General features: G+C 58.2%; 14 protein-coding genes. All 14 read left to right on the top strand.

Annotated features, from left to right (window positions below; translation table 11 throughout):
- Positions 1–489: 489 nt before the first annotated feature.
- The 14 genes from C8P63_RS06340 to C8P63_RS06405 all read left to right on the top strand — a co-directional run bounded on the left by C8P63_RS06340 (position 490) and on the right by C8P63_RS06405 (position 15,400).
- Positions 490–1,329 carry an MIP/aquaporin family protein gene (locus tag C8P63_RS06340; protein ID WP_108022513.1) on the top strand — a complete coding sequence of 280 codons (840 nt, stop codon included), beginning with the start codon at positions 490–492 and terminating at the stop codon, positions 1,327–1,329.
- Between the two features lie 122 nt (positions 1,330–1,451).
- A complete protein-coding gene (glpK, locus tag C8P63_RS06345; protein ID WP_108022629.1) occupies positions 1,452–2,942 on the top strand; it encodes a glycerol kinase GlpK in 1,491 nt (496 codons plus the stop codon).
- Positions 2,943–3,352: 410 nt separating this feature from the next.
- Positions 3,353–3,931, top strand: coding sequence for a glycerol-3-phosphate responsive antiterminator (locus tag C8P63_RS06350; RefSeq protein ID WP_108022514.1), 579 nt, complete (start codon positions 3,353–3,355; stop codon positions 3,929–3,931).
- A gap of 104 nt (positions 3,932–4,035) precedes the next feature.
- Positions 4,036–5,679, top strand: coding sequence for a glycerol-3-phosphate dehydrogenase/oxidase (locus tag C8P63_RS06355; RefSeq protein ID WP_108022515.1), 1,644 nt, complete (start codon positions 4,036–4,038; stop codon positions 5,677–5,679).
- Between the two features lie 129 nt (positions 5,680–5,808).
- Positions 5,809–6,699: a YicC/YloC family endoribonuclease gene (locus tag C8P63_RS06360; protein ID WP_170109529.1), complete on the top strand. Its 891-nt coding sequence runs from the start codon at positions 5,809–5,811 to the stop codon at positions 6,697–6,699.
- A gap of 64 nt (positions 6,700–6,763) precedes the next feature.
- Positions 6,764–7,030 (top strand): extracellular matrix/biofilm regulator RemA, encoded by a 267-nt coding sequence (remA, locus tag C8P63_RS06365; protein WP_108022517.1) that lies wholly within the window; start codon positions 6,764–6,766, stop codon positions 7,028–7,030.
- 12 nt (positions 7,031–7,042) lie between these two features.
- On the top strand, positions 7,043–7,666 hold the full coding sequence (gmk, locus tag C8P63_RS06370; RefSeq protein ID WP_108022518.1) for a guanylate kinase: 624 nt from the start codon (positions 7,043–7,045) through the stop codon (positions 7,664–7,666).
- Between the two features lie 2 nt (positions 7,667–7,668).
- Positions 7,669–7,884 (top strand): DNA-directed RNA polymerase subunit omega, encoded by a 216-nt coding sequence (gene rpoZ / locus C8P63_RS06375; RefSeq protein ID WP_108022519.1) that lies wholly within the window; start codon positions 7,669–7,671, stop codon positions 7,882–7,884.
- Positions 7,885–7,926: 42 nt separating this feature from the next.
- The gene (gene coaBC / locus C8P63_RS06380; RefSeq protein ID WP_108022520.1) at positions 7,927–9,129 is read left to right on the top strand and encodes a bifunctional phosphopantothenoylcysteine decarboxylase/phosphopantothenate--cysteine ligase CoaBC; all 1,203 of its coding nucleotides are present in this window, start codon (positions 7,927–7,929) and stop codon (positions 9,127–9,129) included.
- Entirely contained in the window at positions 9,119–11,575 is a 2,457-nt protein-coding gene (priA, locus tag C8P63_RS06385; RefSeq protein ID WP_108022521.1) for a primosomal protein N', read from the top strand. Before coaBC ends, priA begins: the two co-directional genes overlap by 11 nt.
- 19 nt (positions 11,576–11,594) lie before the next feature.
- Entirely contained in the window at positions 11,595–12,080 is a 486-nt protein-coding gene (def, locus tag C8P63_RS06390; RefSeq protein WP_108022522.1) for a peptide deformylase, read from the top strand.
- Positions 12,077–13,021, top strand: coding sequence for a methionyl-tRNA formyltransferase (gene fmt / locus C8P63_RS06395; protein WP_108022523.1), 945 nt, complete (start codon positions 12,077–12,079; stop codon positions 13,019–13,021). The genes def and fmt overlap by 4 nt, the downstream gene beginning before the upstream one ends.
- Complete coding sequence (gene rsmB, locus C8P63_RS06400; protein ID WP_108022524.1) at positions 13,021–14,382, top strand: 16S rRNA (cytosine(967)-C(5))-methyltransferase RsmB; 1,362 nt, start codon at positions 13,021–13,023, stop codon at positions 14,380–14,382. The genes fmt and rsmB overlap by 1 nt, the downstream gene beginning before the upstream one ends.
- Positions 14,383–14,641: 259 nt before the next feature.
- The gene (locus C8P63_RS06405; RefSeq protein WP_108022525.1) at positions 14,642–15,400 is read left to right on the top strand and encodes a GAF domain-containing protein; all 759 of its coding nucleotides are present in this window, start codon (positions 14,642–14,644) and stop codon (positions 15,398–15,400) included.
- Positions 15,401–15,520: the final 120 nt, after the last annotated feature.

A 15,520-nucleotide genomic window follows, 5' to 3' on the forward strand; every position in this document is an offset into this window, starting at 1 on the left:
CCCAGGCGAGACTTGTGCTCTGTGAGTGCATAGCGAGACCGGGGAGAGAAGCGACCCAGGCGAGACTTGTGCTCTGTGAGTGCATAGCGAGACCGGAGAGAGAAGCGACCCAGGCGAGACTTGTGCTCTGTGAGTGCAGCCGGAGCGGCTTTGGGTAAATGCTGTCACTCACTTTTTCACATCGGTTCAAGGACTCACTCCTGCCTTTGCCGGCGGATTTGGGCTCCATTACAATGGATGGCGGCAATCGGAGTGCAGCATACACTGTGGTTAAAATGTCATTTCCGGGACTTGATTGAAAAATCAAACTCGAATATAATGACGGAATGAAAGCGCTGCCAAACGACCGGAGAACCGGAGAGGTCGTACCGCACCAGTCTTCGTACACCTTACACGGGCTGTGACGAGGGTGGGCGTGGTACGGCCTTTTTACGCCATTCATCCGGGTGATTGCGGCAAATATGGGCATATAAGGAGGAATGACCGCCCATGGACAGGAAATTATGGGGGGAGTGTCTGTCAGAATTTATCGGTACGTTTATTCTGATTTTTGTGGGGTGTGGAACCGTAGCCCAACTGGTGTTGAACCAGGCCCAGTTGAGCCAGTGGGAAGTTTCCTTTGTTTGGGGATTGGCCGTTGCCATGGCCATCTATGTGACCGGTGCCGTTTCGGGGACGCACATCAATCCGGCGGTGACGATCACGGTGGCGGTTTTCCGTGGTTTCCCGTGGAAAAACGTCATCCCTTACATCCTGTCGCAGGTGGCCGGGGCCTTCGTCGGAGCCGGTTTGGTGTACTTCTTGTACCGCGGGGCTTTTGCAAGGTTTGAACAGACGGAGAATATCGTGAGGGGAACGGAGGAAAGCGTGAAAACCGCCGGCGTTTTTTCCACCTATCCGGCCCCGTTTCTCTCCCATTTTGACGCATTCCTGGTGGAAGTCTGCATTACGGCGATTCTGCTGATCGTGATTCTGGCCGTGGTGGACGACAAGAATCCACAGTTGCCTGCCCTGAACCACCTGGGACCGATGGTGATCGGGCTGACGGTGGCCATGATCGGAGGATCCTTCGGGACCCTGACCGGTTTTGCCCTCAACCCCGCCCGGGATTTCGGGCCCAAGCTTTTCGCCTGGGTGGCCGGGTGGGACTCCGTCGCCTTGCCCGCTCCCGGAGGGTACTTCTGGGTGCCCATCCTGGGACCGATCATCGGGGGATTGCTGGGGGCCCTGATCTATGACAGAATGGTTCGTCGCCACCTCCATTCAAAAGAAGAGATTCCGGCCGGGCAGGCCAGAGCCGACAGCGAAAAAAGCCCGATCCATACCTGAGCCGCCGGTTTTGAACCGTTTTCATCCGAAGTGGTGTCTGTTATCGTAGGAACAGAGGAGAGACGGCGGAGAACGACACGGAATCAGGAAAAGGGGGAAGAGCCGTGAGCGAAGAGAAGTTCATGCTGGCCATCGATCAGGGAACCACCAGTACCCGCGCGATGCTGTTTGACAGGAAGGGTCAGGTCAAAGGAGCGTTCCAGGAAGAGTTTACCCAGCTGTATCCCAAGCCGGGCTGGGTGGAACACGATGCGGAAGAAATCTGGCAGTCGGTCCGGAACGTGCTGGAAGGCATCTTTGAAAATAGCGGGATCCAACCGGATCAAGTGGAGGGAATCGGGATCACCAACCAGCGGGAAACGACCGTGGTCTGGGACAAAAAAACCGGAAAACCGGTGTACAACGCCATCGTGTGGCAGAGCCGACAGACTGCTGAGATCTGTGATCAATTGAAACAACGGGGCTTGGAAGCGTCCTTCCGGAAAAAAACCGGTCTGGTGGTGGATGCTTATTTCTCGGGTACCAAGGTGAAGTGGATCCTGGACCACGTGGAAGGGGCCAGGGAAAAAGCGGAACGGGGGGAGCTTTTATTCGGAACGATCGACACCTGGCTGATCTGGAAGCTGACCGGTGGCAAGGTCCATGTCACGGACTATACCAATGCTTCCCGGACCCTGATGTACAATATCCACGAACAGGTCTGGGACGATGATCTGCTGTCGATCTTGGATGTGCCCCGCGACATGCTCCCCGAAGTGCAGTCCTCCAGCAAGGTATACGGCCATACCGAAGAAGGTGTCTTCTTCGGACACCGGGTCCCGATTGCCGGTGCGGCGGGGGACCAACAGTCCGCTCTGTTCGGCCAGGCCTGTTTCACCTCCGGAATGGCCAAGAACACCTACGGGACCGGTTGCTTCATGCTGATGAACACCGGGGAACGGGCCGTTGAGTCGTCCCACGGCCTTTTGACGACGATTGCCTGGGGGATCGACGGGAAAGTGGAATACGCCTTGGAGGGAAGCATCTTCGTGGCCGGTGCCGCCGTCCAATGGCTCCGCGACGAACTGAAGATCCTGGAATCGTCCGTGGAGTCCGAAACGTTTGCCAAGCGTCTGACTTCCAACGAGGGCGTCTATCTGGTCCCCGCATTCGTCGGACTGGGGGCTCCCTACTGGGATATGGAAGCCCGGGGGGCCATCTACGGGTTGACCCGGGGCACGGGGCGCGACCACTTTGCCCGGGCGGCCCTGGAATCCCTCGCCTACCAGACCAAAGACGTGCTGGACGCCATGGAACAGGATGCCGGCATCCGTCTGCAACAGTTGAACGTTGACGGCGGTGCGGCCCTCAACAATTTTCTGATGCAGTTCCAGTCCGATATTCTGAACGTTACCGTGAAACGGCCCGTGGTGAACGAGACCACTGCCCTGGGAGCCGCTTATCTGGCGGGACTTGCGGTGGGGTACTGGGAAGATAAGGATTCCATTAAACAAAACTGGGTCGCCGATGCCGAGTATTTTCCGGAAATGTCCGAAGAGGAACGCGATTCCCTGTACAAAGGATGGCAGGACGCCGTCCGCCGCACCATGTCCCGGTCGGAAGTGAAAATTTAACAGGGTTGTATCCAGTGATTGGAATAAGCGAACCAGCGGGACTTGTGCCCCCCTGACCTTTGTCATCCTGTCCGGCGGGAAGTCTTTCGGGGGGGAGGCGTTCAGGGGCAACAACCTTCTTGTGTAGCTTCCAAGGGCGATGCCCCTGCCCTCGCCGGTTGTATTCGGAGCGCTTCCTTGCCGGATAACCAACGGTCGCGTGGCAAAAAATATATGGTTAATCCACACACCTGAAAATTTAGCGGTAACGGTTTCCTTCCAAGAGAATCGGGTATAAAATAGAAGGGAGCAACATCAACTGAACATCTGAGAGTCGGGACCGGAGATAATAAGAGAGTCCCTCACCCGGAGCAACGTTTGCCGTCGGTGGGGACTCTTTTTGCATTTTTTCAGAAAGGAAGTCGTGACCGATGGATTTTCAACAGGGGATCCGGCAGCATCCGGTGATTGCTGCTGTCCGGAACGAAGAGGAACTGAACCGGTTAAAAGGGACGAAGCCGAAAGTGTGTTTCCTCCTGTTCGGGGAGATCAACACCCTTGCCCGGACAGTGGAACGCGTCCGCAGGACGGGAAAACAGGTTTACCTTCATGTGGACTTGGCTCAGGGGTTTGGAAATGACCGGGCGGCACTCAAATACATCAAGCGGGAAATCGCTCCCGACGGGGTGCTGACCACCCGGACCCACTTGGTTCGCTTCGCCAGGGAGGAGGGTTTGTTCGTGATCCAGCGGTTGTTTATCCCGGATACCATGTCTGTGGAAACGGGGAAACAGCTTTTGAAGCAATCCAGGGCGGACGCGGTGGAAGTGATGCCGGGGGTGGTGCCCGCCTGGGTCTACGACGAACTGAAGCGGAAACGGGAGATTCCCATCGTGGCCGGTGGGTTGCTTCGCCGGGCGGCCGACGTGAAAAACGCCATCGAAAACGGAGCCAGTGCCGTGTCGGTCAGCAGCGTGGAATTGTGGGACATGGACACTCCGGGCCGGTGAGCGAAGGTGCCCGACCATGAACCACGGGGGAATCGGTCCCTGTCCCCGCCGGAGGAAACCTTCAAATTTCCGAAATCCATACCAAAAGGGGGGAGGTCAGCAGCATGCGATTTTCTGCAAAGGATCGAAAACGCCTGCTGGATGAAATGGAAGGGGAACAGCTGGATCTGCTGGTGATCGGAGGAGGGATCACGGGGGCGGGGATCGCCTGGGATGCCGCCTCCCGCGGTCTTTCCGTCGGGTTGGTGGAAAAGCAGGATTTTGCCGCCGGAACCAGCAGTCGGTCGACGAAATTGATTCACGGAGGCCTCCGCTACCTCAAACAGATGGAAATCAAGTTGGTGAGGGAAGTGGGCCGGGAACGGGCTCTTCTCCACGAGCGGGCTCCCCACATCGTGTTGCCGAAGCCGATGATGCTGCCGATCTACGAGGGCGGCACCTACGGAAAACTGGCCTCTTCCATCGGACTCTATCTCTATGATCGGCTGGCCGGGGTCAAAAAAGAAGAACGACGGAGAATACTGTCCCGGGAGGAAACGCTGAAAAAAGAACCCCTTCTGACGGAAAGGGGATTAAAAGGTTCGGGACTGTACGTGGAATACCGAACCGACGATGCCCGCCTGACGCTGGAAGTGATGAGGACCGCTTCCTCCCTTGGCGCTAAAACCGTCAACTATGCCGAGGCCGTCTCCTTTCTCTATGAGGGGGACCGGATGGTGGGGGCCAAGGTGCGTGACCGGGTAAGCGGGGAATCCTACCGGATCCGGGCGAGGGAAGTGGTCAATGCGGCGGGCCCCTGGGTGGATGAACTTCGAAAACGGGACGGATCCCTCTCGGGAAAACGTCTCCATCTGACCAAAGGCGTCCATCTGGTTGTTCCCTATGAGCGGTTGCCCCTCCAACAGCCCATCTACTTTGACATCCCCGACGGCCGCATGGTTTTTGCCATTCCCCGGGGGCGGACAACGTATATCGGCACAACGGACACCGATTACGACGGTCCCATCGACTCGCCGGAAATGACGGTGGAGGACCGGGATTATCTCCTGGAAGGAGTGAACCACGTATTTCCGAAAGCCGGTCTGAAACCGGAAGATGTGGAATCCGGCTGGGCCGGGCTCCGTCCCCTCATTCACGAGGAAGGCAAAAGCCCGTCGGAACTCTCCCGAAAAGACGAGATTTTTGAATCCCCCACCGGATTGATCACCATTGCCGGCGGAAAACTGACCGGATTCCGCAAAATGGCGGAACGGGTGGTGGACCGGGTCAACCGCCGGCTGGAGAAGGCGGGGATTCATTCCTTTGTACCGTGCCGGACGGATCGGCTGTCGATCAGCGGCGGGGCGGACCTGGGAAGAGACGGCTTTGTCCATTTCCGCAACGAGTGGGTTTGCAGGCTGAAAGAAGGGGGACTCTCCCAAAAACGGGCGGAGGAACTGATCCATCTTTACGGGGTCCACGTGGAAAAGGTCTGGGAGCGGGCGGGCCATTCCGAAGACCGGCTGCTGAAAGCCCAAGTGGAACATGCAGTCGAGGAGGAGATGGCCGTTGCCGCCGCCGATTTCCTCATCCGACGGACGGGGGATGTTTACTTTCACCGGTACCGGGCGGCGGGCAGCGCACCTCTGGTGCTGTCCACCATGGGTGAAGCCCTCGGTTGGGACTCATTCAAAGCAGAAGAAGAACGGGCCCGGTTGGAAAGAGAAATGCTCCGGACGCATCCCCAACCCGGTCCGGTCGGAAGCTGAACCGCATCCCGATCGGCAATTGCCGCCGACGGGAGGCGGTTTTATTTTTCCGGTGTACGGGTCACGCTTTTGTCTTCCGCGTTTCCCCGACTTGAGGGGGCGTCGGAAATCCATTAGAATGGGGGCATGATGGATCAATATCACATCCGGAGTATGACGGGATACGGACGGGGAGTTGCCTCCTCGGGCGATCTTCGCTTTACAGTTGAGATCCGGTCGGTCAATCATCGGTTTCTTGAACTGACGGTCCGATTGCCTGCGGGTTGGGGCTCTTTGGAAAATGACATAAAAAACGAGGTCCGGAAGACGGTCCGGCGCGGGCGCGTCGATGTGACCGTCACCGTGGAGGGAAAAAAGAATTCCCAGCGGAAACTGGCCGTGGATTGGAATGCGGTCGAGGAGCTCCGGGAAGCCGCCCGAGTGTTGCGGGAAAAGTGGGGAGTGGAGGGGACGCTCACTCTGTCGGATCTTCTTCAACACCCCGAAGTGCTGAGGGTGGAAGAACCTGTCGCCGATCCGGAGGAGTGGGGCGGGACGTTGCTCGATGCGGTGAAACGGGCTGTCGGATCTCTCTCGGAAATGCGGAAACGGGAGGGAGACGTGCTGGCGCAAGACCTGGCTCGCCGAATCAACACCCTTCGTGTCTGTGTGAAGGAGATCCGGAAGCGGGCGCCGGAAGTGGTGGCGGAATACCGCAGAAAACTGGAGGAGCGGATCCGTGAACTCCTGGACGGGACCGATCCCGACCCCGAACGGCTTCTGACGGAAACGGCCATCTTCGCCGACAAGGCGGACATTCAGGAGGAACTGACCCGGCTTTCCAGCCATTTCGACCTTTTTTCGGATACGCTGAAACAAGAGGAACCGACCGGCCGGCGGCTGGATTTTCTCCTTCAGGAAATGAACCGCGAAATCAATACGATCGGCTCCAAGGCCAACGACGCCGCCATTACCGAGAGAGTGGTCGATTGTAAGAGCGAGCTTGAAAAAATGAGAGAACAAGTGCAAAATATCGAGTAAACAGGTTATAATGAGATGAATGCGGATGAGAACAGACCTTTTTGCTTCGAGGGGGCACTCCAGGTTGAGTATCAAACTGATCAATATCGGCTTCGGCAATATTGTTTCCGCCAACCGGATCATCTCGATTGTCAGTCCGGATTCGGCGCCGATCAAACGGATCATAACGGAAGCACGGGACCGCGGCGTTCTGATTGACGCCACTTACGGGCGCCGGACCCGGGCGGTCATCATCACGGACAGCGATCATGTCATTCTGTCCGCGGTTCAACCGGAGACGGTGGCGCACCGTCTGGCAATCAAGGATTCTTCGGAGGATATGGAAGACTAGAAAGGGAGCGTTATGGGTATTCAAACCTACAGTAAGGGACTTCTTATCGTTTTGTCCGGCCCTTCGGGCGCGGGGAAGGGAACGGTCTGCTCCGCACTCCGGCAGCAGGCTCCCGAGCTGGTCTACTCGGTATCGGCGACCACCCGCCAACCCCGGGAAGGGGAAGTGGAGGGAATCAACTATTTTTTCAAATCGAAAGAGGAGTTCAGGCGGATGATCGACGAAGGGGAGCTGCTGGAATGGGCCCAATACGTCGATAACTATTACGGAACTCCCCGGCGGTTTGTCGAGGACCGCCTGGAGGAAGGGAAAAACGTCCTCCTGGAGATCGAAGTGCAGGGCGCCCGGCAGGTGAAGGAGCGCTTTCCGGAAGGAGTTTTCATTTTTCTTCTCCCCCCTTCGATGAAAGAGCTCCGCGCCCGGATTCAAGGACGGGGGACGGAAACGGAAGATGCGGTTCAAAACCGGATGATGGCGGCTTCGGATGAGCTGGAACAAGTCCATCAGTACGATTATGTCGTGGTGAACGACGAAGTGGCAAAAGCCTGTCATCAGATCCGTTCCATCATGGTGGCGGAACGTTGCCGGAGGGAACGGTTGTTCAAAGAAAACCCCGATTGGTTGGAGGGATTTTAAATATGCTGTATCCGTCGATTGACCGATTGATGTCCAAAGCGGACAGCAAATACACGCTGGTGATCCTGGCGGCGAAGCGGGCCCGTCAGTTACTGGAAGGAGCCACTCCCCACCTGGAGTCCCGTTCCAACAAATACGTGGGCATTGCCCTGGAAGAGATTGCAGAAGGACATCTGGTGCCGCCTGCCAGCGCCTTTGACGGCGGGGATAAAAAATAACAACCTGACCGGGTTGTTATTTTTTGTCGGAGAGGAGGGACCATCTTGCATGGAAAGCGAATTGTCGTGGGTGTGGCAGGGGGGATCGCGGCCTACAAAGCGGCGGGGTTGGTAAGCCAACTGACCCAGCGGGGTGCGGATGTGCGGGTGATCATGACGGAATCCGCCACGCGCTTTGTCACCCCGCTGACGTTCCAGGCTTTGTCCAGAAATCATGTGGCCGTGGACACCTTTGAAGAGAAAGATCCCTCGGTGGTCACCCACATCGATCTGGCCGATCACGCCGATCTGATCGTGATCGCTCCCGCCACGGCCAACCTCATCGGGAAAATGGCCAACGGCTTGGGAGATGATATGTTGAGCACCACGCTCCTTGCCACCCGAGCTCCGGTGTTGATCGCTCCGGCGATGAACGTACATATGTATGAGCATCCAGTCGTTCAAGAAAACCTCCAAAAACTGCTTCGACTGGGATACCGTTTCGTGGATCCCGCCTCCGGACAGTTGGCCTGCGGATACGTGGGCAAGGGGCGGATGGAAGAACCTTCCGCCATATTGGCTGCCGTGGAGGAATTGCTGCAGGAGACCCCGACGATCCTTCAGGGAAAACGGGTGCTGGTAACGGCAGGTCCGACCCGGGAGCCGGTGGACCCGGTCCGTTACCTTACCAACCGCTCCTCCGGAAAAATGGGTTATGCCCTTGCCGAGGCCGCGGCCCGGGCGGGGGCCGAGACCGTGTTGGTCAGCGGTCCCGCCGACCTCACGGCTCCTCCGGAGGTGAGAAAGGTGGAGGTCACCACCGCAGCCGAAATGTATGAGGCGGTGATGCGGGAAATGAAGTCCTCCGATGTGATCATCAAAGCCGCGGCCGTGGCCGATTACACGCCGGTGCAGACAGCGGAACGGAAGATCAAGAAAAAAGGGGACCGGATCTCCCTCGAACTGAGGAAAACGAGGGATATCGCCGAGGAGTTGGGAAAGCGGAAAGAAGGGCGGTTTTTGGTCGGTTTTGCCGCGGAAACCGATCGGGTGGGCGAAAACGCGGCAGAAAAACTCAGACGAAAAAACCTGGACCTGATCGTGGCCAATGATGTGACCCGGGCCGGAGCCGGGTTTGACGAAGATACCAATATCGTGACGGTCTATGACCAAAAAGGGGAAGTCATGAGTCTTCCGCGGATGAGCAAAACGGAAGTGGCCAGGCGTCTGATCGGCTTGATCGGGGAACGGCTAAATGAGCGGTGAACGCGTCGCTTCCGTCGTGGTGGATGTGGCTGCAGAGGCAACGGACAAGCCTTTTGACTATCTCGTGCCTCCGGAGTTGGAAGAGGAAGTGGCGATCGGGAGCCGGGTAAAAGTCCCCTTCGGTCCCAGGAAATTGGTGGGGTATGTCGTCGGCTTTCCGGCAGAAAGGGACTTGAGGCACCTCAAACCGATTCTGGACGTGATGGATCTCACCCCGCCTCTCACCCCGGAACTGGTGAAGCTGGCCCGTTGGATGGCCCGGGTCTACCTTTGTCCCTGGATCACGGCCCTTCAGGCCATGGTCCCCGCCGTGCTGAAGGGAAAGTACCGGAGAGTCCTGCGCCTCGGTCCCGGTTTCGTTTCGGAAGGGTTCATCGCGGGAGCGGAGGAGACATTGGTCCGGGCGTTACAAAAAAAGGGGGAACTTTCCCTGAAGGAGGCCCTCGAGCTCGAGGGGGTGAGCCGGTCGCTGGTTCGTCGGATGGCGGAGAAAGGACATCTGGTTGTGGAAGAACGGGTGGGGGATCGGACCACCCGGAAGAGACAGACTTGGATTTCTCCGGCGCAACCGGCGGCGGTACTCCGGGAAGCCGCGGGGAAACTTCCCAAAAACGCCCTTCGCCAAAGGGAGATGCTGCACTTTTTCATCGAACACCGGGAAGACATTCTTCAGCCGGCGTTGCTTTCCCGTCTGGGCGCAACGAAGTCCACAGTGGACCGGCTGGTGGACAAGGGGCTTCTTCACCGGGAAGAAAGGGAAACCTACCGGGACCCCTTTGCGGGCCGCTCCTTTGAAAAAACCGAACCGCTGTCATTGACCCCCGCACAGGAGAGCGTCTTTCAAAAGATTGTCGCTCCCCTACGGGAAGGCCGGCACCGGACAGTCCTGCTCCACGGGGTGACGGGGAGCGGAAAGACGGAAATCTATCTTCAGGCGATTACGGAAACACTGAACCAAGGACGACAGGCGATCGTCCTCGTACCCGAGATTTCCCTGACGCCCCAGATGGTGAAACGGTTCAAAGGCCGTTTCGGCGGCCGAGTGGCTGTTTTGCACAGCGGCCTCTCCCACGGGGAGCGGTACGATGAATGGAGAAAGATCCGGACGGGAGAAGTCCAAGTGGCGATCGGTGCCCGTTCGGCGGTTTTTGCCCCTTTTCCCGACCTGGGGCTCCTTGTGATCGACGAAGAGCATGAAAACTCCTACAAACAGGAGGAGCAGCCCCGCTACCATGCGCGTGAGGTAGCCCGCCGCCGGTGCGCTGAACACGGGGCCGTGCTGGTGATGGGAACCGCCACCCCTTCCGTGGAAAGCTACTACCGGGCCAGGGTGGGCGGCTACGATTGGGCGCAGTTGACCGAACGGGTCCACAACCGGCCCTTTCCACCGGTGGAAGTCGTCGATCTCAGAGAGGAGCTCCGCTCGGGAAACCGGTCCATCTTCAGCCGGTCGCTCAAGGAGCAGTTGCAAGCCTGTGTGGATCGGGGGGATCAGGCGGTCCTTTTTCTCAACCGACGCGGATTTTCCACCTTTGTATTGTGCCGGGAATGCGGGGAATCCGTGGAATGTCCCCACTGCGACATCTCCCTTACCTATCACAGGACCAACCAGACACTGAGATGCCATTATTGCGGTTACACCCGTCAGGTCCCGCGGGAGTGCCCATCCTGCGGGAGTTCGCATATCCGGTATTTCGGCACCGGAACCCAAAGGGTGGAGGAAGAATTGGCCCGGACGATGCCGGGGTTGCGGGTGATCCGCATGGATGTGGACACCACCCGACGCAAAGGAGCCCACGAACGCCTCCTTACCGCCTTCGGAAAGGGGAAAGCCGATGTATTGCTGGGCACTCAAATGATTGCCAAAGGGCTGGACTTTCCGGGCGTCACCTTGGTGGGCGTGATCGCGGCCGACACCATGCTTCATCTTCCCGACTTCCGGGCTGCAGAGCGGACGTTTCAGTTGTTGACCCAGGTCAGCGGACGGGCCGGCCGCCACGACAAACCGGGGCGCGTGGTCATCCAGACCTACTCTCCGGAACATTACAGTATCCGCATGGCGGCGGAACAGAAGGCGGAGTCCTTTTACCGCGAGGAGTGCCGTTTGCGGAAACGGCTTCGTTATCCGCCTTTTTGCCGGTTGTTCACCCTCCTTTTCAGCCATCCCGATCGGGTGAAACTGATGCAGGCCGGGTCCCGTGCCGCCCGTTTCCTCGCTCCCCGGCTGCCTGAAGGCGGGGAGCTTTTGGGTCCGGTTTCCGCGCCCATCCCCCGGATCAAAGATCGGTACCGCATTCAGATCATCATCAAATATAATAACCTTACAGATGAACCCACCGGCTTCGTCGAAACCCTCCGCGGGCTGAAGGCGGGCTTGAAAGACCCGGAACTCCGGCTTGGCATCGACCGGGACGGGGTTTCCTTGTCCGCCGGAGGGGACGGATGAGAACAGGAGGTTGAATGTTTTGGGCATACGAAAAATCGTTCTGGTGCCGGATCCCATCCTGAAGGAAAAAGCAAAACCGGTCACCAAATTCAACGCACGGCTCCACAAACTTCTCGATGACATGGCGGACACCATGTATGACGCCCCCGGTGTCGGACTGGCCGCTCCCCAGATCGGGATTTCCAAACGGGTGATCGTCGCCGATGATGGAAACGGCCTGATTGAAGCGGTGAACCCCGAACTGTTTGACAAGAAGGGAGAGCAGATTTCGCCGCCGGAAGGGTGTCTCAGCATCCCGGGACTCCTGGGGGATGTCCGGCGGGCGGAAAAGGTGACGATGAAGGCGCAAGACCGGAACGGATCGTTTTTTGAACTGGAAGCGGAAGGATACCTGGCACGGATTCTGCAGCACGAAGTGGACCACCTGAACGGCATTCTTTTCACTGACATCGCGGAGCGGGTCTTTGAACCTCCAAAAGAAGAAGAAGAGGAAGGATCGGGATGACAAAAACGCGGATCGTTTTCATGGGGACGCCCGATTTTGCGGTGCCTTCCTTAAAAGCGCTGGTGAACGGGGGATACCGGGTGGTTTCCGTCATCACCCAACCGGACCGTCCCCGGGGAAGAAAGCGGCTGCCGACCCCGCCCCCGGTGAAAGTGGCGGCACAGGAGCTGGGAATTCCGGTGTTTCAGCCGGAACGGCTGAGGGACCCGGAAAGTGTTCGGACCGTGTTGGCGATGAAGCCGGATTTGGTCGTCACGGCAGCATACGGGCAGATCCTCCCCCGTGAAATTCTGGAAGCCCCCAAATGGGGCTGCATCAACGTGCATGCCTCCCTGCTTCCCAAATATCGGGGCGGGGCCCCGATCCACCATGCGCTGATCCGGGGGGAGAAGGAGACGGGCGTGACGATCATGTATATGGTGGAGGCGTTGGATGCCGGGGATATGCTGAGTCAGCGGACCGTTCCCATCACACGGGAGGATAATGTCGGGACCCTTCACGATAAGTTGGCCCGTGCGGGGGCCGAGCTGTTGTTGGAGACGGTGCCGGCTCTTCTGAAAGGGGAGGTGGAAGCGTCGCCCCAGGACCCGGAACAGGCGACGTTCGCGCCCAACATTCGACGGGAGGATGAACGGATCGACTGGACCCGGTCTTCGGAAGAACTATTCAACCAGGTCCGGGGCCTCTCCCCTTGGCCGGGGGCCTATACCACCTGGAGAGGGAAACCCCTTAAGATCTGGCGGGCCGAACCCGTCGCCCTTTCCGAGCCGGCGCCGCCCGGAACCGTCCTCCAGGTGGAAGACGACGGAGTGCTGGTCGCCGCCGGGGATGGGGCCCTTCGCGTTCTGGAACTGCAGCCGTCGGGTAAAAAACGGATGACGGCGGAACAATTCGTACGGGGGCGGAACATGGAGCCCGGCGAGGTATTGGGGGAATCGTGATGGCGCGCCGCAAAACAGCGCGGGATGTGGCACTGGATGTTCTGATGGCCGTGGAGGAAAGAGGGGCGTACAGCAATCTCCTTCTGAACGACGCTCTTACAAAGAGCGGACTTTCTTCACGGGACCGGGGACTGGCCACGGAGCTGGTCTACGGGACCATTCAAAGGCGGAACACGTTGGACTGGATCCTGAACGGACTCGTAAAGAAAGGCGTGACATCCCTGGAACCCTGGGTGCGCCACCTCCTCCGCATGGGAATCTACCAACTTCGTTATCTGGACCGGATTCCGGGGCGGGCCGCGGTCCACGAGACGGTCCGGATGGCCAAGGAGAGGGGACACCGGGGGGTCTCGGGGTTGGTCAACGGCGTACTTCGATCCTATCAGCGCCGGCGCCGGGAGTGGACGCTCCCCGAAGATCCGGAAACTCCGGAAAAGTTGGCCCTCGCCACCTCTCACCCGGAATGGATGGTCCGGCGATTAATGGAAGTCTACGGAAAGGAGACGGCCCGGGCGGTGCTGGAGGCCGGCAACCGACCGCCCCGGACGGCTGTTCGGGTCAATCCTTTGAAAAGCGACCGGGAGACGGTCGCCCGACTGCTCTCGGAACAGAACCCCGGGATGGAGGTCGAGGCCTCTCCCCTCTCTTCCCAAGGGCTCATCCTTAAGGGAGGAGGAAATCCCGCCCGCGGACTCCTGTTCCGGGAAGGGTGGGTTACGATTCAGGACGAGAGTTCCATGCTGGTCTCCGAAGTGGTGGATCCCCGGCCGGGGGAACGGGTGTTGGACGGATGTGCGGCACCCGGCGGAAAGACCGGTCACCTGGGAGAACGAATGAAGAACGAAGGTGTCCTCTTCTCCTGTGATCTCCATCCCCACAAAATCCGGCTGATCGAGGACCAGGTCCGAAGGCTGGGTTTGACCATCGTGGAAGCCCGTCGGGCGGATCTCAGGGAATTGCCTGGCAATGTGGAGCCTTTCGACCGGGTCTTGCTGGACGCGCCCTGTTCCGGACTGGGGGTGATCCGCCGGAAACCCGATATCAAATGGTCCAAAGAGCCCCGGGAAGTTGCGTCCTTGACCTCCCTCCAGGCGCAATTGTTGGATGCCGCCGCTGAACTCGTGGTCCCCGGGGGAACCTTGGTGTACAGCACGTGCACCTTGGAACCGAAGGAGAACGCAGAGCAGGTGAGTGCCTTCCTTGAAAGACATCCGGAATTCCGCCCGGACGGCTCCTTGGAGGACCGTTTGCCTGAAGCCGTACGGGAAAAAGCCCTCCGGGGGGAAGGCTGGGTGCAGATTTTGCCCCATCACTTTGACAGTGACGGTTTTTTTATCGCGCGGATGATCAAAGCCAAGTGAAAAATAGAAACAGGATCTTGTGGCAACACCATTGTTTATCCAGTGTTGAAAGGGAGTCGTGTATGGCCGCAGCGAGACCGGGAGCGATGCGGCCCCAGGCGGGGTGCCCTGCAGGTACCACCGGAGCGGGGCAAAGCACCATTTCCCACCCCAATCGATGGCTCATAACAAACCTGGATCCATGGGTCAAGTGTGGGCAAAGCGGGAAGCGTGAAGGGGTCAAACATGAAATCCCACTGAAGATGGTGATGTTAAGCTCATGGATGAATTTTTCTTTCAGATCATCATCAAGAACCCTTGGTTTGCGTATGGTTTGGTCGCCTTCGGGACGATCCTGGCCGGCATCATTCTCTGGAGAGCCAAAAACGGGGATGAAGTTTCGTTGTTTGGCCTCAACCTCCACTCCAATGGCAAACTGGTGGAATTGGAGAAGCAGAACAAAGAGATTCTTGAGAACAGCAAACAGAAGAGTTACGTCCTTCACTCCGTCAGCACCCTGGCGGGGGAAGTTTCCCGCATCCTTTCCCAACCTTGTGAAGATTTTGAGGATCAACGGCGTTATGTCTACAATTATTTCCTTTCTTCGCTGTTGGCGTCCATGTCCGGCAAAAAGGCGAACAATCCCAAGGTTTGCATTTTCATCGACGCCGGGGACGGCACCCTGAAAGTCCATGAGGCGGCGGCCCACAGCCCCGACGGCATGCGAAAGCTCCGTCTGCCGATCACCGATTCCGCTGCCGGTCACACCTTCCGGACGGGTGAAATCTTTTTCTCGGGGGAAATCCATACCCCGGGAAGCCGGTTTAAAACCCATCCCAAGGCCCAGTCCACCTACCATTCCCTCATCTGCGTTCCCATCCGGGCGGGAGACCGCGTCCTGGGTGTCCTGAGTGTGACAGGGGACGAAGAAAAGTCTTACAATGATGATGAGAAAGCTTATTTGACCGCTTTCGCCAATGTGTTGGCCCCGCTTCTGCACCTTGAATTGCAACAGGAAACGACCGCGATGAAGCACTGAACATCCGAAGTCGGATACTGAACCGCCCTTTCCATCCCTTTGGGTTGGAGGGGCTTTTTGTTTTCCTTATTCATCCAATCAAGGGTATGATTCCCTCGTGAGCGGGAGAGGTTAAGGGTG

It is taken from the genome of Melghirimyces profundicolus, assembly GCF_003054245.1.
Taxonomy (GTDB): Bacteria; Bacillota; Bacilli; order Thermoactinomycetales; family DSM-45169; genus Melghirimyces; species Melghirimyces profundicolus.

Coding starts and splice junctions, on each gene's coding strand:
- C8P63_RS06340 (WP_108022513.1), top strand. CDS start 490: ATGGACAGGAAATTATGGGGGGAGTGTCTGTCAGAATTTATCGGTACG.
- glpK (WP_108022629.1), top strand. CDS start 1,452: ATGCTGGCCATCGATCAGGGAACCACCAGTACCCGCGCGATGCTGTTT.
- C8P63_RS06350 (WP_108022514.1), top strand. CDS start 3,353: ATGGATTTTCAACAGGGGATCCGGCAGCATCCGGTGATTGCTGCTGTC.
- C8P63_RS06355 (WP_108022515.1), top strand. CDS start 4,036: ATGCGATTTTCTGCAAAGGATCGAAAACGCCTGCTGGATGAAATGGAA.
- C8P63_RS06360 (WP_170109529.1), top strand. CDS start 5,809: ATGGATCAATATCACATCCGGAGTATGACGGGATACGGACGGGGAGTT.
- gmk (WP_108022518.1), top strand. CDS start 7,043: ATGGGTATTCAAACCTACAGTAAGGGACTTCTTATCGTTTTGTCCGGC.
- rpoZ (WP_108022519.1), top strand. CDS start 7,669: ATGCTGTATCCGTCGATTGACCGATTGATGTCCAAAGCGGACAGCAAA.
- priA (WP_108022521.1), top strand. CDS start 9,119: ATGAGCGGTGAACGCGTCGCTTCCGTCGTGGTGGATGTGGCTGCAGAG.
- fmt (WP_108022523.1), top strand. CDS start 12,077: ATGACAAAAACGCGGATCGTTTTCATGGGGACGCCCGATTTTGCGGTG.
- rsmB (WP_108022524.1), top strand. CDS start 13,021: ATGGCGCGCCGCAAAACAGCGCGGGATGTGGCACTGGATGTTCTGATG.
- C8P63_RS06405 (WP_108022525.1), top strand. CDS start 14,642: ATGGATGAATTTTTCTTTCAGATCATCATCAAGAACCCTTGGTTTGCG.